Here is a 22,313-nt window from a genome sequence, read left to right as displayed (position 1 = left end):
ATGGGCAACGACAAGACGGGCGGGCTGCCGCTGATCTCCATCGGTGGCGAGGGCCTCAAACCCGAGGGCAAGACGGCCGGCAAGCCGGTCGCCGGCACCAGCAGGGGCGATGCCTCCACGCCTGCAGATGCCGTTGCCGGACCGCTGGTGCGCGACGCCAGGCCGGCCTCGTCCGCCATGCCACGGCCGACGGTTCCCGATACGCATCGGCGCGAGACGGCCAGGCCGGAAGCCATCCCGGCGCCTGCTGCGGCTCCGTCTCCGTCTCCTTCCACGCAGCGCGATGGCATCGCGGCCGCCAGGTGACACAGCAGCGGCTGCGCGTGCCGGCCCATGCGCCGCTGGATTTTGAGCTGCCACCCCTGGCGCCGGACTCTGCCGTCTGCCTGGGGTTGACACTGGACTGGACACTCGAGCGCGTCTTTCGCCCGGCCCTGGCGGCGCATACCGCCACCTGCGAACATGCGCGCGCTGCGCGTTTTGTGCAGGGGCGCGATGCGCTGCGTCACCTCGCGGGGCGCAGCCTGCTGCGGCGTCTGGCCAGCGCCTATGGCGGCATGCCGGCGCTGGCGCCGCTGGCACTCAACTCCTTTGGTCGGCCCGATTTCGCGGCCTTCGGGCTGGGTTGCAACCTGAGCCACAGCGGCAACCAGGTCTGGGCCGTGGCCACGCGCTGCACCACGGCAGGCATCGACGTCGAATCCGCCCAGGCACCTCCTGACTTCCTGGGTATTGCGGCCTGTTTCCACCCCACGGAGAAGCGGGCCATCGAGGCCGTTGCCGAAGAGGCGCCCGGTGCGGCCATGCGCTGCTGGGCGCGCAAGGAGGCAGTGTCCAAGGCCGTGGGCCAGGGTCTGTCGCTGCCGCTGGATGCCTACGCCGTGGACTGCGGGCCTGCCGCCTCCGGTTGGCTGCGCCATGCTCCGGCCGGCATGACGCCACAGGACTGGACCACGCTGGATCTGCCTGTGCCGGCCGGCTATGTGGGCGCGCTGGCCGTGGGGGCGCCGGGAGTCCAGGTGCAAGTGCTGCTGCTGGAGATGGTGGCCTGAGCGGGGGCTGATCCCGGCGCGCCGTGCACACCATGCATGAAACGAGGGCTGAACCATGACCATTTCCCGAGCCTTGACCCGCGATGGCCTGCGCCGGCTGCGTGCGCGCGAAGTCATCCGCAATCACACGCTGATGACCGCTGCCAGCGCTGCGGCGCCTCCCGGCATGATCAGCGCGGCCGTCGCCATGGCCGTGCAGCTGCGCATGGCGCAGCGGCTGTGCCTGCTGTTCGGCGCGCCTTTCACACAGGAGCTTGCGGTGCAGGTCATCACCGGGCTCGTGCAGGCCATGGAGCCGCCGCGCCTGGGCACGCAGGTGCTGCGCCTGGCCTCCATTGCCAGCTGGTTTACCGGACCGCTGACTTGTGCAGGCATCAATGCCGCCTATACCTGGGCCATCGGCGAGGCCTTGCTGGAGCAACTGGCCACGCATGCCAGCCTGGGAATGCCGCCTGCCAGCCCGCGCCTGCCGGCTTGACGGCGCGCGACCTGCAACGGGCTGCGCACTGCGGCCTGGCAAGGTCTCCCTTGAGACGCTGTTGCGCGCGGCAAGGCCCGCAGGTGCGCCGTACGCGGCTACCATCAGGGTTACTGCTGCGCCAGGTGCTGTGGGCGCTGCCTAGAATCTGTTGCAGTGCAATAGATCAATTGCCCGTACAAGCACGTACACGAGGAGAAGCATTGCAATGCAAGAGACGACAACAGCCGCCGCCCCCAGCGCTCAGCGCGTGATCAAGAAATACCCCAACCGCCGTCTCTACGACACCAACACGTCCTCCTACATCACGCTGACGGAAGTCAAGCAGCTGGTGATGAGCAACGAGCCGGTGGTGGTCAAGGACGCCAAGAGCGGCGAAGACCTCACGCGCAGCATCCTGCTGCAGATCATTCTGGAAGAAGAGGCCGGCGGCGCGCCCATGTTCTCCGAGACCGTGCTGGCCAACATCATCCGTTTCTACGGCCATGCCATGCAGGGCTACATGGGCTCGTACCTGGAAAAGAACGTGCAGATGTTCACCGACTTCCAGAACAAGCTGGCCGAGCAGGCCCAGGGCACCTCGCCCGAGGCCTGGAGCCAGTTCATGCGCATGCAGCCGCCCGCCATGCAGAACATGATGAGCAGCTACATGGAGCAGTCGCAGAACATGTTCACCCAGATGCAGGAGCAGATGCAAAAGCAGACCGAGCAGATGCTGGGTGCGCTCGGGATCAAGCGCAATAGCTGAGCTTGCAGGGATAAGTTCAGGGGCGGTTTACCAAGTTCTCGTAGAACTGGGACAATATCGCCCCTATGACCCCCACGAGCGACGCAACAACCATGACAACCCCTGCAGGCGCGGCCGCTCCGCGCGTGGGCTTCGTGTCTCTTGGGTGCCCCAAGGCACTCACGGACTCCGAACTCATCCTTACCCAGCTCAGCGCCGAGGGTTACCAGACCTCCAAGACCTTCGAGGGCGCTGACCTGGTGATCGTCAATACCTGCGGCTTCATCGATGACGCCGTGCGCGAAAGCCTGGACACCATTGGCGAGGCGCTGGCCGAGAACGGCAAGGTCATCGTCACCGGCTGCCTGGGCGCCAAGGCGGGCAAGGATGGCGGCAACCTGATCCAGGAGGTGCATCCCAGCGTGCTGGCCGTGACCGGTCCGCACGCCACGCAGGAGGTGATGAACGCCGTCCACACCCATCTGCCCAAGCCGCACGATCCCTTCATCGACCTGGTGCCGGGCGCCTTTGGCGAGGCGGGCATCAAGCTCACGCCCAGGCACTACGCCTACCTGAAGATTTCCGAGGGCTGCAACCACCGCTGCACCTTCTGCATCATCCCTTCCATGCGCGGCGATCTGGTTTCGCGTCCGGTGGGCGATGTGCTCAAGGAGGCGCGTGCGCTGTTCGAGGGCGGCGTGAAGGAACTGCTGGTGATCAGCCAGGACACCTCGGCCTATGGCGTGGACGTGAAGTACCGCACGGGCTTCTGGGACGGCAAGCCGGTCAAGACGCGCATGCTCGAACTGGTGCAGACGCTGGCCGAGATCGCCGAGCCCTATGGCGCCTGGGTGCGCCTGCACTATGTCTACCCGTACCCCAGCGTGGACGAGATCATTCCGTTCATGGCCACGGGCCGCGTGCTGCCCTATCTGGACGTGCCTTTTCAGCACAGCCATCCCGATGTCTTGAAGCGCATGAAGCGCCCCGCCAACGGCGAGAGGAACCTGGAGCGCCTGCAGCGCTGGCGCGAGATCTGCCCGGATCTGGTGATCCGCTCCACCTTCATCGCGGGCTTCCCCGGCGAGACCGAGCAGGAGTTCGAGCACCTGCTGCAGTTCCTGCGCGAGGCGCAGATCGACCGCGCGGGCTGCTTTGCCTACAGCCCGGTCGAAGGCGCTGCCGCCAACGAGATTCCCGGCATGCTACCCCTGGAAGTGCGTGAGGAGCGCCGCGCGCGCTTCATGGCCGTGGCCGAAGAGGTTTCCACTGCGCGCCTGCAAAAGCGCGTGGGCCAGACCATGCAGGTGCTGGTGGACAAGTCCGTGGGCCTGGGCAAGAAGGGTGGCGTGGGCCGCAGCTATGCCGATGCCCCCGAGATCGACGGCCTGGTGCACCTGCTGCCGCCCGAGAAGGCCAGCAAGACCTACAAGGTGGGCGACTTCGTGAAGGCGCGCATCGTGGGCACGCAGGGCCACGACCTGGTGGGCCAGCCTGTGTAAGGCCTGCATTCGCATCCCTGAAAAGCGGGCAAGGTTTTCCTTGCCCGCTTTTTTTTGTCCTTGATGGTCCAAGGCCTGATTTTGATCAAGGCGTTCAGGTCGCTTCGCTGAAATGCTGTACCTACTTTGACGCAAAGAAAGGATGGCGCGAATGAACAGGACCATGAAGGCCGCCGTGGTGCGGGAGTTTGGCAAGCCGCTCACCATCGAGGAAGTCCCGGTGCCCAGGCCCGATCCCGGCCATGTGCTGGTGAAGATCGAGGCCTGCGGCGTCTGCCATACCGACCTGCATGCGGCGCAGGGCGACTGGCCCGTCAAGCCCAATCCGCCTTTCATCCCAGGCCATGAAGGCGTGGGCTATGTGGCCGCCGTGGGCGCGGGCGTCACCCATGTGAAGGAGGGCGACCGCGTCGGCATTCCCTGGCTGTACACGGCCTGCGGCCATTGCGAGCATTGCCTGGGCGGCTGGGAGACGCTGTGCGAGCAGCAAAAGAACACCGGCTACTCCGTCAACGGCGGCTTTGCGCAGTACGCGCTGGCCGATGCCAACTTCGTGGGCCTGCTGCCCGGCAGCGTGGACCTGATCGAGATCGCACCCGTGCTGTGCGCGGGCGTCACCGTCTACAAGGGCCTGAAGGTCACGGACACCAAGCCCGGCAACTGGGTGGTGATCTCGGGCATCGGCGGCCTGGGCCACATGGCCGTGCAGTACGCCAAGGCCATGGGCCTGAATGTGGCAGCGGTGGACGTGGATGACGACAAGCTGGCGCTGGCCAGGCGCCTGGGCGCACAGGTCACGGTCAATGCCATGACCACGGACCCTGCGGCCTACCTGAAAAAGGAGATCGGCGGCGCACACGGCGCCCTGGTGACGGCGGTATCGCCCAAGGCCTTCGAGCAGGCGCTGGGCATGGTGCGGCGCGGCGGCACGGTGTCGCTCAACGGCCTGCCGCCCGGCAGCTTTCCGCTGCCCATCTTCAACATGGTGCTCAGCGGCGTGACGGTGCGCGGCTCCATCGTGGGCACGCGGCTGGACCTGCAGGAGTCGCTGGACTTCGCGGCCATGGGCAAGGTCAAGGCCACCGTGTCCACAGACCGGCTGGAGAACATCAACGACATCTTCGCGCGCATGCATGAAGGCAAGATCGAAGGGCGCGTGGTGCTGGACCTGAACGCCTGACGCCTTGCCCTCTCCCAAAAAAACAGGCTTCCCTCGGGAAGCCTGTTTTGCGTGGCGCACGCCTTACACCATGCGGCGGATCGGGCGCTTCTTCCAGACCAGCTTGTAGTAGGCGGTCTGAAGGCACAGCGTCAGGGTGTAGGACAGCGGAAGCGCCATCCAGATCCCCATCAGCCCGAAGCTGCGGCTCAGCCACCAGGCCATGGGCAGCTCCAGCACGGCGAGCACCGTGATGGTGATGGCCGTGGGAATGACCACATCGCCGCTGGCACGCATGATGGACGACAGGGCGATGAAGCAGCCCAGCAGCAGGCCGCTCCACAGCACGATGTACAGCAGCTCGATGGCCAGCACCAGTACCTGCTCGTCGGTGATGAACATGCCCAGCAGCGGCCGTGCGAACAGGCTGCCGATCAGGGCCAGGGCGGCGCCCATTGCCAGGTTCATGCGGATGGCCGTGGCCGTGATGGCTCCCAGGCGCTCGCTGCGGCCCGCGCCGATGGCCTGGGCTCCGAGGATGGAGGCCGTGATGGCGACCGAGATCACGGGAAACTGCGCAAACGAGTTGATCTGGTTGACCGCGCCATAGGCGGCCGTGGCGCTGGAGCCGAAGCCGTTGACCAGCGACACGACGACCAGCCCGGCCATGGACGAGGCAATCATCTGCACGCCCGTGGGAATGCCCACGCGCAGGATGCTCTTGAGCAGGGTCCGGTCGATGCGCATGGCCTTCCACAGCGCGGCATTGGGTGCCAGCGGGCTGCCGATGCGGCGCAGCCGCCAGCCCAGCCAGGCCAGCGCCAGGGTGAAGCCCAGGATCATGGACACGCCCGCGCTGGCCACGCCCAGGCGCGGCAGGCCGGCCCAGCCCGCGATCAGCGCCGGGGTGCAGGCCAGGCCCGTGCCCGTGGAGATCAGCAGGGCCAGCATGGGCGAGACCGTGTCGCCCACGCCGCGCAGCAGCGAGGTGGCCAGCAGGAACACGAACAGCCCCGGCATGCCCAGCAGCACGATGCGCGAGTACAGCGTGGCCTGCTCCATGATGTCGGGCGGCGTGCCCAGCAACCGCATCAGCGGCTCGGTGAACAGCCCGCCGAACAGGGCCACGATGGCGCCGAACAGAAGTCCTATGCACATGGCCGTGCCTGCAATCGCGCGCAGCTTGTCATGCATGCGCGCGCCGTAGGCTTGGCCGATCAGCACCGAGGAGCCCGCGCCCAGGCCGATCACGAAGGCGATGAAGAGGAACATCACCGGAAAAAAGGCCGCGACGGCGGCCAGCGCCTGCACGCCCAGCATCTGGCCGATGAAGACGCTGTTGATGGTGCCCGACAGCGATTGCAGGATGTTGGCCAGCACCATGGGGCCCAGGAACACCAGAAAGGTGCGCCACAACGGCTGGCTGCCGGCAATGGGCGGCCCGCCGTGGCTGGATGCGGCAGGCGCGGCGGCCTGGGGCAGGGGTTCGGTTGGTTTCGTCATGTTGTGTCTGGTAATGCGACGAGAAAAGCAGAGAGTTCGGGCCGGTTCAGGTCTTCAGTCCTGGGCTGGCGCCGCAGGTGAGTCCGCCCACACGGGGCCGCCCAGTTGCTGCAGATAGCTTCGCACATCCTCGGGCCAGGTGGCGGTGTGGCGTGCAAAGGCTTCGGCCTGGCGTGCAAACAGGGCGCGGCTGGCGTCCTCGAAATGGGGCAGGTCGCCCGCCATCTCGCTCATGAAGCGGTAGACGGCTTCGGTGGCGGCGCGCACGGCATCCTGTGCGGCGTGCTTGCCGCGCGCCTCGTCCACCAGCCTGCGCAGTGCGCCGGAGGCGCCGCCGGGCTGGCGGTTCAGCCATTCCCAGTGGCGCGGCAGCAAGGTCACCTCGCGCGCCACCACGCCCAGCTTGGGGCGGCCCACGCTGCGCGGGGCGGCGGCTTCGGCGGGGGCAGGCGCTGAGGCCAACTCGCTGCGCCAGTCCAGGTCCAGCCGCATGCCGCTGTGGTCGTCGAACACCCACAGCGGCGGCGCGGATCCGCTGCCGTGGGCCTGTTGCTCATGGCTTTGCAGGAACTGCAGGATAGCCGGCCTGCCGGCCTGCAGCAGCCGGCTGTGGCCCTGGAAGATGGTGTAGCTGGGAGCGGGCTCGGCGGCCGCTGCGCTGGATTTGGTAGTCATGGCGCAGATATTAGCCGGGTAAAAATATCAAGTCAATTAAACCCGGGTTAAATTTTGTTGATCGTGCGGCATGCCGCCAAAGAAAAAGCCCCTGGCAGAGACTGCCAGGGGCTTCGCAGAGGGAACTGCAAGCGTTGTTTAGACGCGCTTGCGGTATTCGCCCGTGCGGGTGTCGATTTCGATCTTGTCGCCCTGGCTCACGAACAGGGGCACGGGCACTTCGAAGCCGGTGGCAATCTTGGCAGGCTTGAGCACCTTGCCCGATGTGTCGCCCTTGACGGCGGGTTCGGTCCAGGTGATTTCGCGTTCCACGGAAGTGGGCAGTTCGCAGGAGATGGCCTTGCCGTCGTAGAACACGACTTCGGCTTCCATGCCGTCTTCCAGGTAGTTGATGGCGTCACCCATGTTGGTGGCTTCCACTTCGTACTGGTTGAAGTCGGCATCCATCCACACGTACATCGGATCGGCGAAGTAGGAGTAGGTGCACTCCTTCTTGTCCAGGATCACGTTGTCGATCTTGTCGTCGGCCTTGAAGACGACTTCGGTGCCCATGTTGCCCAGCAGGGACTTGAGCTTCATGCGGACGGTGGCGGCGCCGCGGCCACCGCGAGCGTATTCGGTCTTCAGGACGATCATCGGGTCCTTGCCGTGCATGATCACGTTGCCGGCGCGGATTTCTTGAGCGATTTTCATAGCTTGCTTGGCTGAGGTTGAGCCGCTCAACAGGGCAGGCAAGCGAAGTCGCTGGGACGGTGCGCCTGCCGCAGTTCCGCGGCGGGTGCAACCCTGGTTGGTCGATGGCGGCCGGCTGGCGGTCGCCCGCAGCGGCGCCTCCAGGGAGGCAAAACGTGCATTCTAGCTTTTTTCGGTCACGAAAGCTTGTAGCTGCTCAATCAATGGGGTCTGTTGCAGCAGCCGCAAGCGTGCCGCCTGCACGCATTCCTGCCATTGCTTCAGCAACGCAGGCGTGATTGCGGGCAGGGTGCTTGCGGGTGCCATGCCGTTCCAGGCATGGTGGAAGGCGCGCAGGCTGGCTGGTGCCTGCAGCCAGTCAAGAAAGGCGTCGAGCTTGTCGTGATGGGCGTCGTCGTGCTGGGGATAGATGTGCCAGACCAGCGGCTGGCCCGCCCACAGCGCGCGTACCAGCGAATCCTCGCCACGCACCAGGTTCAGGTCGCAGGCCCAGAGCATTTCATCGAACTGAGGTTGGGGGCAGGGCTGCAGCGCATGCCGGGTCACCGCGCCTTGTTCCGTGGCGGGCACGCTGGCCATGGCCTGTTGCACGGCGGCGGCTGCGCGTCCCGGGGTCACCAGCAAATGCGTGGCCTGCGGCGCAGGGGGCGCTGCATGCAGTTGGGCCAGCCATTGCGGCAGGGCAGGGGGCTCGTAGCAGAACAGCGAGATGGCGCAATCGCCGGTGCCTATGCCGTGGCGTGTGCGCCAGGCCTGCCGGCCCTCGGAAGCAAAAGCTGCCTGGCGCGCGGCCAGGTCCGGCTCGCGCAGCAGGCCGCCCGTGGCGGCGGTGAAGCCCGGGTAGAAGAACCAGCGCGTCAACCCCGCAGCCGGCCCCAACATCAGCGGCGAGGGCAGGCGGTGGCAGCGCTCCACATAGTCCTCTGCCGACAGGTATTCGAGGTTGATCCACAGCGGTGCCCGGCGCGCGATGGCCGCCAGGAAGGGCGGCGGAATCTCGCAGCCAAAAGCCTCGATGACCACATCGCCCACGGCCTGCGGGACATCCTGCGCCTGCGTGGGCCAGTCATGGACGCTGAGTCCGGCCGGGTGCGGCCGGGGAGCCATCCAGGCCAGGGCGCTGGCGTCGTCCATCCACAGCCGCACGCGCTGGCCGCGTGAGGCCAGGTCGGCGGCCGCGCGCCAGCACACGCCGATGTCGCCAAAGTTGTCTATGACCTGGCAGAAGATGTCCCAGGTCCGTGCAACGGCCTGCTCTGGCTGCGGGTCCGGGGGGATGGGGTTGAAGGCAAGCATGGGGATCAGGGTTCGCACAGGTGTTCGACCAGCAACTGCGCCACGGGCGGCAGTGCCTCTTGCGAGCGCACGCACAGCATCAGCTGGCGCTCGGCCCAGGGCTCGTCCAGCGCAATGCAGCGCAGCGGCAGGGCACCCAGGTACAGGCGTGCGCTGCCTTCGGGCAGGATGCCGACGCCCAGGCCCGAGGCCACCATCAGGCATAGCGCGTCATAGCCCGTGACCTTCATGCGCAGCCGGGGCTGAAGGCCCAGGTCGGCCGCGGCGCGCGTGATCTGGTGGTTGAGCGCGCTGCCCGCGTGCATGCCCACCAGGTCATGGTCCAGCACCTGTGCCAGCCGCAGCGAGCGCCGCCGTACCAGCGCATGGCCCTGGGGCACGATGACGATGAGGCGGTCGCGCCGGTACGGGCGCAGGCGGATCTTCTCTCCATAGCTGCCCTGGTTGAGGATGCCGATGTCGGCCTCGTTGTCCGCCACGGCGCGCGCGATGTCGCTGCTCACCCGCTCCTGCAGGCGCACGTCCACATGCGGGTGCTGGTCCAGGAAGCGCTGCAGCTGGGAGGGCAGAAACTGCGTGATGGCCGAGATGTTGGCCATCACGCGCACATGGCCGCGCAGGCCGCTGCCGTACTCGCGCATCTGCTCGCCGATGCCGTCCAGGTCGTTGAGCACGCCACGCGCCATGTTCAGCAGCGCATAGGCGGCGGCCGTGGGTACGCTGCCGCGGTTGCTGCGGGTGAACAGCTCCACCTGCAGCTGGCTTTCCAGCTCGGCCAGCCGCCGGCTGGCGGCCGAGGGGGCGATGTGTTCACGTGCGGCGGCGCGGGCGATGGCGCTTTCCTCCATCACGGCCACGAACAGGCGCAGCGAAATCGGGTCGAGTTTCATGGGGTGGCGATTATCTCCCGGCCCCGCCCGGCTGGGTTCTGCCATGCCGGTTTGCGATGGCAGCGTCGCGCTTGAGCGTTTTGCAGGGCGCGCGGACGGCGGCAAGATCGGCGCCGCGGCAATGCCATCGGAGGCTGGCCGCAGGAGACAAAGAGGAAGCGCTAACTCATGACACAACAGACAAGGCTGGTTCCCACCCCCGGCGCACTCAACGGCGTGCGCGTGGTCGAGATGGGGCAATTGATCGCAGGGCCGTTCTGCGGCAAGACGCTGGGCGAGTTCGGCGCCGACGTGGTCAAGATCGAGGCGCCGGGCGCGGGCGATCCGCTGCGCAACTGGCGCCTGATCAAGAACGGCACCTCGGTCTGGTGGCAGGTGCAGTCGCGCAACAAGCGCTCGGTGGCGCTGGACCTGCGCCAGCAGGAGGGCCAGGACATCGCCCGGCGCCTGATCGCCGAGGCCGATGTGCTGGTCGAGAACTTCCGCCCCGGCACGCTGGAAGGCTGGGGCATGTCGCCCGAAGAGCTGCATGCGCTCAACCCCGGCCTGGTCATCCTGCGCATCTCGGGCTACGGCCAGACCGGCCCCTACCGCGACCTGCCGGGCTTTGGCGTGATCGGCGAGGCCATGGGCGGCCTGCGCCACCTGACGGCCGAGCCGGGCCGCGTGCCGGTGCGCGTGGGCGTCTCGATTGGCGACACGCTGGCCGCGCTGCATGGCGTGATCGGCGTGATGATGGCCCTGTACCACCGCAAGGTGAACGGCGGTGCCGGCCAGGTCATCGACGTGGCCCTGCACGAGGCCGTCTTCAACGTCATGGAAAGCCTGCTGCCCGAATACAGCGCCTTTGGTGCCGTGCGCGAGGCGGCGGGCAGTGCGCTGCCGGGCATTGCGCCGTCCAATGCCTATCCCTGCAAGGACGGGTGGGTGCTGGTGGCCGGCAATGGCGACTCGATATTCAAGCGCCTGATGGCCACCATCGGCCGCCAGGACCTGGCCGACGATCCGCAACTGGCCGACAACGCGGGACGCGTGGCGCGCATCGCCGAGATCGACGCCGTCATCGGCGGCTGGACGCGCTCGCAGAGCGTGCAGGCCGTGATGGACCAGTTGGCCGCCGCGCGCGTGCCGGCCGGCAAGGTCTACACGGCCAAGGACATTGCCGAGGACCCGCACTACCGCGCCCGCGACATGATCCTCAGCCAGCACACGCGCGACGGCGACGACATCGAGGTGCCGGGCATCGTCCCCAAGCTCTCGCTCACGCCCGGCACGGTGCGCAGCAGTGCGCCCCATGTGGGCGATGACACCGATGCCGTGCTGGCCGAGGCCGGCCTCACGGCCCAACAGATTGCGCTGCTGCGCAGCAAGGGAGTGATCCAATGAATGCCGTCCACCCCACGGATGTCTGGCAGGGCGCGGGCCGCCGCGTTTTCTTCAACGAGGTCGGCACGCGCGACGGGCTGCAGATGGAGCAGGCCTTTGTCCCCACCGAGGACAAGATCGCCCTGGTCAATGCGCTGTCGCAGGCCGGCCTGTCCAAGATCGAGGTCACGGCCTTTGTCTCGCCCACGGCCATTCCCGCGCTGCGCGATGGCGAGATCGTCATGCGTGAGATAGAGCGCCGGCCCGGCACCGTCTACACGGCCCTGGTGCCCAATGCCCGTGGGGCCGAGCGCGCCATCGAGGCGCGCACGGACGAGCTCAACCTCGTCATGTCGGTCAGCGAAACCCACAACCTGTGCAACCTGCGCATGCAGCGCAGCCAGTCGTTCGCGGCGCTGGCCCAGGTCGTGGCCACGGCGCAGCAGGCGGGCGTGCCGGTCAACGTCTCGCTGTCGTGCTGCTTTGGCTGCCCCATGGAGGGCGATGTGCCGCAGCAGGAAGTCTTCGACTGGGTGCAGCGCTTTGCCGACCTGGGCGTGCAGGGCATCACGCTGTGCGACACCACGGGCATGGCCTTCCCGACCCAGGTGCGTGCCATGGTGGCTGCCTTCCGGCGGCGCTGGCCGCAGCTGGGACTGACCCTGCACTTCCACAACACACGCGGCATGGCCCTGGGCAATGTCCTGGCCTCGATCGAGGCGGGCGGCGACCGCTTCGATGCCTCCATCGGCGGCCTGGGCGGCTGCCCCTACGCGCCCGGCGCATCGGGCAATGCCTGCACCGAGGACATCGTCCACGCGCTGCAGCTCATGGGCTACGACACCGGCGTGGACCTGGCGCAGATCGTCGCGGCCGCGCGCAGCCTGCCCGCGCTGATCGGCCATGACACGGCCAGCCAGATCGCCAAGGCCGGCGCGCGGTTGGACCTGCACCAGCCACCGGCCGACTTTGCAGCCATCCGCGAACGGGCTTTGGCCAAGGGCTGAGGCCGGCGCGCACTCTCATTCACAAGAACCGAGCAAACCAAGGAGACAAAGATGAAGAAGATTAAACGCAGACAGATCGCAGCCGTGGCCCTGGCCATCGCAGGACTGGGCCTGGGCGGCACAGCCGCGCTGGCCCAGGGCGGCTACCCCGCCAAGACCATCACCATGATCGTGCCGGCCGCAGCCGGCGGCACTACCGACCTGGCGGCGCGCATGGCGGCCCAGGCGCTGGCGCCCGTCATCGGCCAGTCGGTGGTGGTGGACAACAAGGGCGGCGGCAACGGCTCCATCGCAGCCAGCCTGGTCAAGCGTGCCGAGGCCGATGGCTACACCCTGCTCATGCAGTACTCGGGCTATCACGTCATCTCGCCCCACCTGACCAAGGCCCGCAATTGGGAGCAGGGCGACTTCCAGCCCGTGGCCAATGTGCTGTCGGCGCCGCAGATCATCGTGGTGCGCTCCGAGCTGCCCGTGAAGACGCTGGCCGAACTCGTGGCCTATGCCAAGGCCAACCCCGGCAAGCTGAACTACGCCTCGTCGGGCAATGGCTCGCTGCAGCACGTGACGGGCGCCATGCTGGAGCAGCAGGCCGGCATCAAGATGGTCCACGTCCCCTACAAGGGCACCGGCCCCGCGCTGCAGGACCTGCTGGGCGGGCAGGTGGACCTGACCTTCGGCACGGCGCCGCCCTTCATGCCCCACGTGCAAAGCGGCAAGCTGCGCGTGCTGGCCGTCACCGGCACGCAGCGCCTGCCCAGCCTGCCTGATGCGCCCACCACGGCCGAGGCCGGCTATGCGGGCGTCAACGCCACCTCCTGGTTTGCCGTGTTTGCGCCCGCCGCCACGCCCAAGCCCGTGATCGACAAGCTCACGGCCGACCTCAAGAAGGTGGTGGAGAACCCGGCCTTCAAGCAAAAGGCGCAGGAGCAGGGCGCCACGGCGGACTACATGAACCCGCAGCAGCTGGGCGCCATGGTCAAGACCGAGTGGTCCAACTGGGCCCAGGTGGTCAAGTCCTCGAAGATCGAGGCCGAGTAAGAGCCCGGGGGCCCGCAGGCCCGCTGCGGCGGGCCCGGGCAGCGGCCACAATAGGCGCATGTCCGAATCCCATTCCGATGAACTGCTGGCCCAGGTGGCAGCGCTGCCGGGCCTGCCCGGCGTCTACCGCTATTTCGACGCGGCAGGCACGCTGCTGTACGTGGGCAAGGCCATCAACCTCAAGCGCCGCGTCTCCAGCTACTTCACCAAGAACCATGGCGGCACGCGCATAGGCCACATGGTGGGCAAGATCGCCCGCATGGAGACCACGGTGGTGCGCTCCGAGGCCGAGGCCCTGCTGCTCGAAAACAACCTCATCAAGACGCAGCACCCCAAGTACAACATCCTGTTCAGGGACGACAAGAGCTATCCCTACCTGAAGATCACCGGCGTGGCCGCGCGCGACGGCCAGGCTGGCGAGCCTGCCCACCAGCGCTTCGCGCGCATGGCCTACTACCGTGGCGCCGTGGACAAGCGCCACCGCTACTTCGGTCCCTATCCCAACGCCTGGGCCGTCAAGGAAAGCATCCAGTTGCTGCAGAAGGTCTTCCGGCTGCGCACCTGCGAGGACACGGTCTTTGCCAACCGCTCGCGCCCCTGCCTGCTCTACCAGATCAAGCGCTGCAGCGGCCCTTGCGTGGATCTGATCTCGCCCGAAGCCTATGCGCTGGATGTGCGCAATGCCGAGGCCATGCTGCGCGGCGAGACCCAGGAACTGCTGCGCCAGCTCGAGGCCCGCATGATGGAGCACGCCGGGCGCATGGAATACGAGCAGGCCGCCGAGGTACGCAACCAGATGACGGCGCTGTCGCGCGTGCTGCACCAGCAGGTCATAGAAACCGCCGACGACCGCGACGTGGACATCCTCGCCGTGAAGGTGCAGGGCGGCCGCGCCTGCGTGAACCTGGCCATGGTGCGCGGTGGCCGCCATCTGGGCGACCGGCCGTACTTTCCCGCCAATCTGGGTGATGCCGCCTCGGTCTACGCCGGCGAGGAAGAGGCCAATCTTGCCGAATCCGCGCGCCCGGTCGAGGACATCGTGCTGGAGGCCTTCATCGCCCAGCACTACACCGGCGTGGCCGTGCCGCCCGTGCTCATCGTCAGCCATCCGGTGGACAAGAAGCTGCTGGCCCTGCTGAGCGAGCAAGGCGGCGTGCGCATCACCGCCGTGCAGCAGCCGCGCGAGCAGCGGCGCATCTGGCTGGAGATGGCGCAAAAGAATGCCGACATCCAGATGGCCCGCCTGCTGGCCGAAGAAGGCTCGCAGCAGGCGCGCACGCGCGCGCTGGTCGAGGCGCTGGACCTGGCCTGCGAGAACCTCGATGAACTCACCATCGAATGCTTCGACATCTCGCACACGGCGGGCGAGGCCACGCAGGCCTCCTGCGTGGTCTTTCATCACCACAAGATGCAAAGCAGCGAATACCGGCGTTTCAACATCGAGGGCATCACGGGCGGCGACGACTATGCCGCCATGCGCCAGGTGCTGACGCGCCGCTACAGCCGCGTGGCCGAAGCGCAAAGGGAGGCGGGCGGTGCCGAGCTCACGGGCAAGCAGCCGCAACTGCCGGACCTGGTGCTGGTCGACGGCGGCAAGGGCCAGGTCAGCATGGCGCGCGAAGTCTTCGAGCAGCTGGGCCTCGATGTCTCGCGCATCGTGGGCGTGGAAAAGGGCGAGGGGCGCAAGGTCGGCCTGGAAGAACTGGTCTTTGCCGACGGGCGCGAGAAGATCTACCTGGGTTACGACTCGGCCGCGCTGATGCTGGTGGCCCAGATCCGCGACGAGGCCCACCGCTTCGCCATCACCGGCATGCGCGCGGCGCGTGCCAAGGTGCGCGTGGGCGGCGGCAAGCTCGAGGAGATTCCGGGCGTCGGCCCCAAGAAGCGAGCGCGCCTGCTGCAGCGCTTTGGCGGCGTGCGCGGCGTGTCCGAAGCCACCGTCGAGGACCTGTGCAGCGTGGACGGCATCTCGGCCGCGCTGGCTGAAGATATCTACCGTGCATTGCATTGAAATGACCGTCCCGCAGGCTGCACCGCGGGCCTTGAAACAGAACCTCAAACACCAAGGTACGTGACACAATGGCGGCCATGTTTCTTACAATCCCCACCTTGATGACCTGTACGCGGATCGTCGCGATTCCGCTGATCGTCGGGGTGTTCTACGCGCCGTTCGATGTGGCGACCCGCAACCTGGTCGCCACGGTCATGTTCATCGTCTTCGCGGCCACCGACTGGCTGGACGGCTACCTGGCGCGCAAGCTCAACCAGACATCGGCCTTCGGCGCCTTCCTCGATCCGGTGGCCGACAAGTTCCTGGTCTGCGCGTCGCTGCTGGTGCTGGTGCACCTGCAGCGCACCGATGTGTTCGTGGCCCTGATCATCATCGGCCGCGAGATCGCCATCTCGGCCCTGCGCGAGTGGATGGCGCACCTGGGCGCGGGCAAGAGCGTGGCCGTCCACATGCTCGGCAAGCTCAAGACCACGGCGCAGATGGTGGCCATTCCCTTCCTGCTGTACGACGGCCGTGTGTTCGGCATGATCGACACCGGCGTCTGGGGCCAGGTGCTGATCTGGGTGGCGGCGGTGCTCACCGTCTGGTCGATGGTGTACTACCTGCAAAAAGCCCTGCCCGAGATCCGCGCGCGGGTCACGCACTGAGGGCCTTTCCGGCCGTTCCCGGGATCCTGCGCCAGACACGTCAAACTGTCTGGCGTTGCTATTTTTTTGGAAGCATTTGAATCAGGCAGGGCAGCCGCTGCGGCGTCGTGGATGCGAAGCGGTGAGGCGCATTGCAGCACTGGCAAGGCCTGCAGCGGACAAGTCCATTGTCAACCCTTGTCAATTCGTGAAGCCGCTAGCCTGCGCGGGGCGCAAAAAACCGGCCGCAAAGCCAAAGCTGGCGCCAAAACCGCATAGAATCGTCCCCTGTCGCTGCGATGCGTAGCGTGCATTGACACCTGGAAGGTCGATGGCTTTAATTCACCGATGTCTGCCCCGAGGCAGGCGTCGAACGGCAAGCCAGATTCCGTATCCGTCGCGCCGGGTTTCTGGCCGAGCCAAGTTGGTGGCCGCAGAGACATCCCATTCACTTATTTCTCCAGAGGCATCTTGTGAATAAAACCGAACTGATTGAGCACATCGCTAACAACGCCGACATCTCCAAGGCTGCGGCTGCTCGTGCACTGGATTCCACGATTGAGGCTGTGAAGAAAACCCTCAAAAAGGGTGGTACAGTGTCGCTCGTTGGTTTTGGCACATTCGCCGTTGGTAAGCGCGCTGCTCGTACGGGCCGCAACCCCCGCACCGGCGAAACCATCAAGATCAAGGCCGCCAAGGTTCCAAAGTTCCGTCCGGGCAAGGCATTGAAAGATGCCCTGAACTGACACCAGTCAAGGTGGGGTGCTTAGCTCAGTTGGTAGAGCGGCGCCCTTACAAGGCGTAGGTCGGCGGTTCGACCCCGTCAGCACCCACCAAGAACAAAAGGCGAACGAAAGTTCGCCTTTTCTATTTCTGCCATTGAAAGACGACAGACCATGTTCGAATCCATCCGCAAGCATTCCAAGTTCGTGATGATCTTGTTGTTCTTGCTGATCATTCCCTCGTTCATCTTCGTGGGTGTGAACCAGAACTACTTCACAGAGTCCAGCGTCATCGTCGCACGTGTCGATGGTCATGAGATCAAGCAGGCCGACTGGGAGAACGCGCACCGCATGGAGAGCGATCGCCTGCGCGCCGAGAACCCCAACATCGACCCCAAGCTGCTGGACTCGCCGCAGGCGCGCTACGCCACGCTGGAGAAGATGGTGCGTGACCAGGTGCTGGCCGCTGCCGTGCAGAAGATGCATCTGGCAGCGTCCGATGCGCAACTGGTGCGCACGCTGCAGGAGATCCCCGCGATTGCCGCGCTCAAGAAGCCTGATGGCTCGATGGATGCCGAGGCCTATCGCGCCCTGGTCGGATCGCAGGGCCTGACGCCCGAAGGCTTCGAGGCCAACCTGCGCCGCGAGCTGTCCATGAACCAGGTGATGGGTGGCGTGACGGGTACGGCCTTTGCGACCGACACCCAGGTCAAGCAGGCCATCGATGCGCTGTACCAGCGCCGCGAAGTGCAGGTGGCCCGCTTTGAAGCCAGCGCCTACGCCAGCAAGGTCCAGCCCACCGAGGCAGACCTCAAGGCCTACTACGATGCCCACACCAGCCAGTTCCAGCAATCGGAGCAGGCCAAGGTGGAATACCTGCTGCTGGATGTTCCCAGCATCGAGGCCGGCATCACGCTGAGCGAAGACGATGTGCGTTCCTACTACAACCAGAACGCCGAGCGCCTGGCCGGCCCCGAAGAGCGCCGTGCCAGCCACATCCTGATCAATGCAAGCAAGGATGCGCCTGCTGCCGAGCAGGAAAAAGCCAAGGCCAAGGCCGAGGAACTGCTGGCCGAGCTGCGCAAGGACCCCAAGCGCTTCGCCGAACTGGCCAAGGCCAATTCGCAGGACGGTGGCTCGGCTGCATCGGGTGGCGATCTGGGCTACTTCGGCCGCGGTGCCATGGTCAAGCCCTTCGAAGACGCAGCCTTCGGCATGAAGGTGGGCGACATCAGCGACGTGGTGCACAGCGACTTCGGCTACCACATCATCTCGCTGGTGGACATCAAGAAGCCCAAGGCTCCGAGCTTCGAGCAGATGCGTCCCAAGCTGGAAGCTGAACTCAAGCAGCAGCAGGCCCAGCGCAAGTTCGCCGAACTGGCGGAAGGCTTCTCCAACGCGGTCTACGAGCAGTCGGACAGCCTGCAGCCCGTGGCCGAGAAGTTCAAGCTCACCGTGCAAAAGGCAGACCATGTGACGCGCCAGCCCGGCCCCAACGTCAAGGGTCCCCTGGCCAACCCCCGTTTCCTGGAGGCGCTGTTCTCCAGCGACTCGCTGAACAACAAGCGCAACACCGATGCGGTGGAGCTGGGTTCCAACCAGTTGGTGGCCGGCCGTGTGGTGGAGTACACGCCTGCCCGCACGCTGCCCATGGCCGAGGTCGGCGACAAGCTGCGCACCCTGTACGTGGCGCAAAAGTCCGCCGAACTGGCCAAGGCCGATGGCGAGGCCAAGCTCGCCGCATGGAAGGCCAAGCCTGATGCGGCGCAACTGCCTGCCGCCAAGGTGATCAGCCGTGACCAGCCCGAAGGCCAGCCTCGCGAAGTGGTGGATTCTGCCCTGCGTGCACCGACCGCTCAGCTGCCTGCCTGGACGGGTGTCGACATGGGTGCCCAAGGCTATGCCGTGGTCAAGATCAACCGTATCGTCGAGCGCCCGGCCGATGATGCACAGGCTGCTGCCGCGCAGAAGCAGGACTTCCTGCGAAGCTCTGCGGTCGCAGAAGCTATGGCATACTACGAGCTTCTCAAGAAACAGCTCAAGGTGCAGATCAAGGTCCCGCGCCCCTGATGAGAGAAATTTCTAGAAAAACAGAAATTTCAGAAATCAAGCAGTTTTTTGGAATAGAATAGCGTTCTTCTACGGTGGCTGTAGCTCAGTTGGTAGAGTCCAGGATTGTGATTCCTGTTGTCGTGGGTTCGAGCCCCATCAGCCACCCCAAATAAAAAAATCCCCAGAGCAGAAATGCTCTGGGGATTTTTGCTTTGAGCGGCAGGGGGACTGGTTGTCCCCAAAAGCTCCAAGTGGGCCGGACAAGGTCCCTGCCGGCTGCGGCATCCCGCCCGTTGCCCGCATCCCCCGATGCGCCTTTGTTCCTGCTGCTCCCGATCCGTCACGCAACGCCTGTTCCAAAGCATTTGCCTGCTGGTTTTTGGCATATAATCGAATGCTTCAACGGTGGCTGTAGCTCAGTTGGTAGAGTCCAGGATTGTGATTCCTGTTGTCGTGGGTTCGAGCCCCATCAGCCACCCCAAACAAGAAAATCCCCAGTGCAGAAATGCGCTGGGGATTTTTGCTTTGGGCGAAAACTTTATCTTCCTCGGGCTGCAAGCAGGCGGGATATTCGCATGGCCAATCGCGCTGCGGCTGGATTGCGGCCGCTCACGCTGCCGTGGATTTTCAGGCGCTTGATGCGAGGCCTGCCTGCCTGACTTCGCGATCTGCCGTACCGCCACCGTGGCCATGCCCGTCGCGCGGGCCGTTCCGCCAAGCTTGCGTGCGCGGACGGCGGGCCGGGCTTGTTGGATGGGGTGTTGCGCTTTGCGCAGGTTTTTATAAGACAAGTCCTATATTTGTCCCGTAACCTGTGTCAATAGGTATTATGTATTGCCATTGCATTACGATTGCAAACATCAATCAAGAGCAATGGCGCAGGGCTTGCAGGCCTGTCGCATGGTCCCCCGGCAACGAGAAGCACGCTTGCATGAAAAACCCCGGTTACACGCGCAACGTCTGTCCAGGCGGCAGGTGGCAACGGCCCCGCGGCTTCACCCTCATCGAGATGATGGTTGTGGTGGCGCTGGTCGCGATTCTGGCCGCTCTGGCCGCTCCTTCCTTCATCGCCCAAATAGCCAACCAGCGCGTCAGCTCGGCTGCGCTCGAGTTGCAGTCGTTGCTGCAGCTGGCTCGCTCCGAAGCGGTCTACAAACGGGTGGAAAGCAGCTTCGTGGGCGCGGGGCAGACATGGTCCGCCAAGTCGGGGGGGCAACTGGTGCGCGAGGCCCGGGTGCCTGATGCCGTGACCGTGTCGCCCTCCGGTGATTCTTCCCAGGGCGTCCTGTTCGAAACCACGGGGACCGCCAGGCAGTTCTCCGGCGCCAGCACGCTGTACACGCTGACCGTCACGGCTCGCCATGCCACGCGCATGCACTGCCTGAGAGTGACTCGCGCCGGGCTTGTGCGCCAGCAGCGGCTGCCTGCCGGCGGCAGTTGCTGATGCGCGTGCAACGGGTCTGCAACATGTCCATTTCTTTTTCTTCTCGCAGGCAACGCGGCGCAGGCCTTATCGAGGTACTGGTCGCCGTGCTGCTGGTGGCCGTGGGGCTGCTGGGCGCCGTGCGCATCCATGTGCGTGCCATTGAATACACCGTGGATACCGAGCGGCGCCAGATGGCATCCATGCTGGCTTCCGAACTGCTGGAGACCCTGCGGGGGGATACGGCCACGGTCCTGGACGCGAAGGGTGCGCCCGTGGAGGAACTGGCCGGCTATCAGAAGCTGCAGGGGGCCGCGATGCCCGCGGCCCCTGCGGCCTGCCAGCCTTTGCCGCAGCCGCGGGAGCAGCGCCTGGCCTGCTGGGGCGATCGGGCCCGCAAGCTGGTGCCCGATCTCACCGCGGACCGCATCGACAGCTCCTTCGCCGTGAGCGCCGATGCCGATGGCCTGGTGTCCGTGACGGTGGCCTGGCCGGTCAAGAAAGGCCAATGTCTGGATGGAAGCGACAATGAATTTTGCACATTCACGCTGCGGTCGCGGCTTTGAGCGTGGGCCGGGCGCATGGGCGTGCCGCGTGCGCATGCCGTCCCAGGCGGGCATGTCCCTGGTGGAGATTATGGTGGCGCTGGCCATCGGCCTGTTCCTCGTGCTGATTGCCACCACCATCTACATGCAGGGGCTGTCGAGCTTCGGTTTTCGCGTGGGGCAGAGCGAGAACCTCGGCAACAGCCGGCTGGCGCTGGCCGTGCTGGACTCCGAGTTCTCCAAGGCAGGCTACAGGAGAGACCCTTCGCAGGCGATGTTCGACGCATTTCCTGCCGATTCCTCGCCCCATCCCAACGGCTGCCAGTTCGCCCAGGGACAGGCGCTCTACGCAGCTGACGCGCAGAGCATCTGCCTTCGCTTCCAGCCCCGGGACGCTGCGGAAACCGATTGTGCGGGCACGCCCGCGAACCTGGGAGCCGCCGGCCCCTATGACGCTCCGGCGCCGGAGACCGGCATGTTCGCGGAGAAATACACCGTCGAAAGTGGTGTGCTGGTCTGCCGGGCAGCGCAGGAGGTTGTGCCGCTCGCCGATGGCGTGCGGGCGGTGCATTTCGAGTTCGGCATCGATCGGCAGACAGCGCCCGGCGCGATACGCCGGGTCGATGCCTTCGCGGCCACGTTGCCCGGGCAGCAGGAAGCCATCCGTTCCCTGCGCCTTGCCCTCTTGCTGGAAAGCTCCGGCAAGGTGACGCAGGGCATGGCCTCCACCGTCTGCGAGCGTTGGGCGCAACTGGGCGGCGCCCCGGCCCGATGCGATGCGAATGCCGGCGCCCTGCTGCAACTGGCCACCGGCACGCTCACCCTGAGGAATCTGATGCCATGACCGCGCTGATCGGAGCCCGGAGCCGCCGCTGCATGTCCTGTGTCCTGCACGGGCGCCAGCGCGGCAATGCCTTGCTGGTGTCCATGATCATGCTGCTGCTGGTGTTGTTGCTGGCGGTGGTCGGCATGCGCGTGGCCACGCTGGAGGCGCGCATCGCTGCCAACATGGTGGATAGCCAGCGGCTGTATGAAACCGCGGATGGCACGCTGCGAGAAGGCGAGCGCAAGCTGCTGGAGCATGCCGTCGCGCTCAAGCCCTGCAATGGCGCCGGCACTCCGGTGGCCGAGGGCAGCGGCATTCCCTGCTCGGTGTCCGATGTGCGTACGGACTCCATCGGGCTCGGTACGGATTTTCGGACGACCAAGGCCAGGGCGGCCGGGTTTCAGAAGCCCGATGGGTACTGGTATCCCCGATACATCACGACCGCCTGTCCCAAGTCGGGTAGTGCGACGTCCGCGCTGGATGCACCCGCCACCGGCTGCACGGACTTCTATGAGGTCAATGCCCAGGCCACGGAAAAGTCGCAGGCCCAGGCCTGCGGAGCGGATGCGCTGTGCCTGCGGTCCAGCGTCAACATGTTCATAAAGTAAGCAGGGGGAGGGAGCTTCAATGGCTCGCATTGCAAGTTGGAAAACCTGTCTCTTATACACATCTAAAAAGGGGGGGGGGGGGGGGGGGGGGGGGGGGGGGGGGGGGGGGGGGGGG

At 65.9% G+C, this 22,313-nt stretch carries 21 protein-coding genes, 3 tRNA genes and 1 pseudogene; 20 read left to right on the top strand and 5 right to left on the bottom strand.

What is annotated here, in order from left to right:
• From JHD82_RS24445 to adhP, 6 genes and pseudogenes are all read left to right on the top strand, one after another.
• Positions 1 to 306, top strand: a pseudogene (locus tag JHD82_RS24445) (prohibitin family protein); the annotation flags it as partial.
• The gene (locus tag JHD82_RS24440; RefSeq protein ID WP_199139256.1) at positions 303 to 1,052 is read left to right on the top strand and encodes a 4'-phosphopantetheinyl transferase superfamily protein; all 750 of its coding nucleotides are present in this window, start codon (positions 303 to 305) and stop codon (positions 1,050 to 1,052) included. The pseudogene JHD82_RS24445 and the gene JHD82_RS24440, both read left to right, overlap by 4 nt.
• 55 nt (positions 1,053 to 1,107) lie before the next feature.
• The gene (locus JHD82_RS24435) at positions 1,108 to 1,530 is read left to right on the top strand and encodes a hypothetical protein (RefSeq protein WP_199139254.1); all 423 of its coding nucleotides are present in this window, start codon (positions 1,108 to 1,110) and stop codon (positions 1,528 to 1,530) included.
• Between the two features lie 208 nt (positions 1,531 to 1,738).
• Positions 1,739 to 2,278 (top strand): polyhydroxyalkanoate synthesis repressor PhaR, encoded by a 540-nt coding sequence (gene phaR / locus JHD82_RS24430; RefSeq protein ID WP_034391936.1) that lies wholly within the window; start codon positions 1,739 to 1,741, stop codon positions 2,276 to 2,278.
• 92 nt (positions 2,279 to 2,370) lie between these two features.
• Positions 2,371 to 3,759 (top strand): 30S ribosomal protein S12 methylthiotransferase RimO, encoded by a 1,389-nt coding sequence (gene rimO, locus JHD82_RS24425; RefSeq protein WP_016453016.1) that lies wholly within the window; start codon positions 2,371 to 2,373, stop codon positions 3,757 to 3,759.
• A gap of 151 nt (positions 3,760 to 3,910) precedes the next feature.
• Positions 3,911 to 4,939: an alcohol dehydrogenase AdhP gene (gene adhP / locus JHD82_RS24420; RefSeq protein ID WP_012204716.1), complete on the top strand. Its 1,029-nt coding sequence runs from the start codon at positions 3,911 to 3,913 to the stop codon at positions 4,937 to 4,939.
• A 63-nt stretch (positions 4,940 to 5,002) separates the two neighbouring features.
• Here adhP and JHD82_RS24415 read toward each other — a convergent pair whose 3' ends face one another.
• From JHD82_RS24415 to JHD82_RS24395, 5 genes are all read right to left on the bottom strand, one after another.
• Positions 5,003 to 6,421 (bottom strand): MATE family efflux transporter, encoded by a 1,419-nt coding sequence (locus tag JHD82_RS24415; protein WP_199139252.1) that lies wholly within the window; start codon positions 6,419 to 6,421, stop codon positions 5,003 to 5,005.
• Positions 6,422 to 6,475: 54 nt separating this feature from the next.
• Positions 6,476 to 7,096 carry a DUF2239 family protein gene (locus tag JHD82_RS24410; RefSeq protein WP_199139250.1) on the bottom strand — a complete coding sequence of 207 codons (621 nt, stop codon included), beginning with the start codon at positions 7,094 to 7,096 and terminating at the stop codon, positions 6,476 to 6,478.
• A 138-nt stretch (positions 7,097 to 7,234) separates the two neighbouring features.
• Positions 7,235 to 7,789 (bottom strand): elongation factor P, encoded by a 555-nt coding sequence (gene efp, locus JHD82_RS24405; protein ID WP_012204719.1) that lies wholly within the window; start codon positions 7,787 to 7,789, stop codon positions 7,235 to 7,237.
• A 162-nt stretch (positions 7,790 to 7,951) separates the two neighbouring features.
• Entirely contained in the window at positions 7,952 to 9,085 is a 1,134-nt protein-coding gene (gene earP, locus JHD82_RS24400; protein ID WP_199139248.1) for an elongation factor P maturation arginine rhamnosyltransferase EarP, read from the bottom strand.
• A gap of 5 nt (positions 9,086 to 9,090) precedes the next feature.
• On the bottom strand, positions 9,091 to 9,975 hold the full coding sequence (locus tag JHD82_RS24395; RefSeq protein ID WP_012204721.1) for a LysR family transcriptional regulator: 885 nt from the start codon (positions 9,973 to 9,975) through the stop codon (positions 9,091 to 9,093).
• Positions 9,976 to 10,143: 168 nt separating this feature from the next.
• Between JHD82_RS24395 and JHD82_RS24390 the strand changes: the two genes are divergently transcribed.
• The 14 genes from JHD82_RS24390 (at position 10,144) to JHD82_RS24325 (ending at position 22,198) form a co-directional block, all read left to right on the top strand.
• Positions 10,144 to 11,361: a CaiB/BaiF CoA-transferase family protein gene (locus tag JHD82_RS24390; RefSeq protein WP_199139246.1), complete on the top strand. Its 1,218-nt coding sequence runs from the start codon at positions 10,144 to 10,146 to the stop codon at positions 11,359 to 11,361.
• Positions 11,358 to 12,347: a hydroxymethylglutaryl-CoA lyase gene (locus JHD82_RS24385; protein WP_199139244.1), complete on the top strand. Its 990-nt coding sequence runs from the start codon at positions 11,358 to 11,360 to the stop codon at positions 12,345 to 12,347. The genes JHD82_RS24390 and JHD82_RS24385 overlap by 4 nt, the downstream gene beginning before the upstream one ends.
• A 51-nt stretch (positions 12,348 to 12,398) precedes the next feature.
• A complete protein-coding gene (locus JHD82_RS24380; protein WP_199139242.1) occupies positions 12,399 to 13,385 on the top strand; it encodes a tripartite tricarboxylate transporter substrate binding protein in 987 nt (328 codons plus the stop codon).
• Between the two features lie 58 nt (positions 13,386 to 13,443).
• Positions 13,444 to 15,396 (top strand): excinuclease ABC subunit UvrC, encoded by a 1,953-nt coding sequence (uvrC, locus tag JHD82_RS24375; RefSeq protein ID WP_012204725.1) that lies wholly within the window; start codon positions 13,444 to 13,446, stop codon positions 15,394 to 15,396.
• Between the two features lie 77 nt (positions 15,397 to 15,473).
• Positions 15,474 to 16,043: a CDP-diacylglycerol--glycerol-3-phosphate 3-phosphatidyltransferase gene (pgsA, locus tag JHD82_RS24370; protein ID WP_026062576.1), complete on the top strand. Its 570-nt coding sequence runs from the start codon at positions 15,474 to 15,476 to the stop codon at positions 16,041 to 16,043.
• A 452-nt stretch (positions 16,044 to 16,495) separates the two neighbouring features.
• Positions 16,496 to 16,768, top strand: a complete 273-nt coding sequence (locus JHD82_RS24365; protein ID WP_012204727.1) for an HU family DNA-binding protein — start codon at positions 16,496 to 16,498, stop codon at positions 16,766 to 16,768.
• Between the two features lie 14 nt (positions 16,769 to 16,782).
• Positions 16,783 to 16,858: transfer RNA gene (locus JHD82_RS24360), tRNA-Val, on the top strand.
• Between the two features lie 60 nt (positions 16,859 to 16,918).
• Positions 16,919 to 18,814 carry a SurA N-terminal domain-containing protein gene (locus JHD82_RS24355; protein ID WP_012204728.1) on the top strand — a complete coding sequence of 632 codons (1,896 nt, stop codon included), beginning with the start codon at positions 16,919 to 16,921 and terminating at the stop codon, positions 18,812 to 18,814.
• 74 nt (positions 18,815 to 18,888) lie between these two features.
• Positions 18,889 to 18,964: transfer RNA gene (locus tag JHD82_RS24350), tRNA-His, on the top strand.
• A 237-nt stretch (positions 18,965 to 19,201) separates the two neighbouring features.
• A tRNA-His gene (locus JHD82_RS24345) sits at positions 19,202 to 19,277 on the top strand.
• Between the two features lie 450 nt (positions 19,278 to 19,727).
• On the top strand, positions 19,728 to 20,240 hold the full coding sequence (locus JHD82_RS24340; RefSeq protein ID WP_043781491.1) for a GspH/FimT family pseudopilin: 513 nt from the start codon (positions 19,728 to 19,730) through the stop codon (positions 20,238 to 20,240).
• Between the two features lie 23 nt (positions 20,241 to 20,263).
• The gene (pilV, locus tag JHD82_RS24335; RefSeq protein ID WP_233174878.1) at positions 20,264 to 20,785 is read left to right on the top strand and encodes a type IV pilus modification protein PilV; all 522 of its coding nucleotides are present in this window, start codon (positions 20,264 to 20,266) and stop codon (positions 20,783 to 20,785) included.
• A gap of 34 nt (positions 20,786 to 20,819) precedes the next feature.
• The gene (locus tag JHD82_RS24330) at positions 20,820 to 21,608 is read left to right on the top strand and encodes a prepilin-type N-terminal cleavage/methylation domain-containing protein (RefSeq protein ID WP_269848158.1); all 789 of its coding nucleotides are present in this window, start codon (positions 20,820 to 20,822) and stop codon (positions 21,606 to 21,608) included.
• Positions 21,605 to 22,198, top strand: coding sequence for a PilX N-terminal domain-containing pilus assembly protein (locus tag JHD82_RS24325; RefSeq protein ID WP_199139238.1), 594 nt, complete (start codon positions 21,605 to 21,607; stop codon positions 22,196 to 22,198). Before JHD82_RS24330 ends, JHD82_RS24325 begins: the two co-directional genes overlap by 4 nt.
• Positions 22,199 to 22,313 lie beyond the last annotated feature (115 nt).

Source organism: Delftia sp. ASV31 (assembly GCF_016428765.1).
GTDB lineage: Bacteria > Pseudomonadota > Gammaproteobacteria > Burkholderiales > Burkholderiaceae_C > Comamonas > Comamonas acidovorans.
The sequence above is the reverse complement of the archived record's forward strand: the minus strand, read 5'-3'. Positions and strand labels throughout refer to the sequence as shown.